This is a genomic window from Paenibacillus sp. 05T425 (assembly GCF_056396205.1).
In genome coordinates this window covers 1-307 of the sequence record NZ_JBFTLA010000199.1, presented here as the reverse complement: position 1 = coordinate 307, position 307 = coordinate 1, and the positions used below count along the sequence as shown (strand labels likewise).

The window sequence follows — 307 nt, the reverse complement described above, 5'->3', positions numbered from 1 at the left end:
GTCCTACAACCCCAAGGAGCAAGCTCCTTGGTTTGGGCTAATCCGCGTTCGCTCGCCGCTACTGACGGAATCACTTTTGTTTTCTCTTCCTCGGGGTACTTAGATGTTTCAGTTCCCCCGGTATGCCTCTTACTAAGCTATGTATTCACTTAGTAGTAACTGGACATTACTCCAGCTGGGTTTCCCCATTCGGAAATCCCCGGATCAAAGCCTGCTTACGGCTCCCCGAGGCGGTATCGTTGTTCGCCACGTCCTTCTTCGGCTCCTGGTGCCTAGGCATCCTCCGTGCGCTCTTAATAGCTTAACC

The 307-nt window shown here is 52.8% G+C and carries 1 rRNA gene; it reads right to left on the bottom strand.

From position 1 onward, the window contains the following. Positions 1-307 (bottom strand): 23S ribosomal RNA (locus tag AC1DF0_RS32755); the annotation flags it as partial.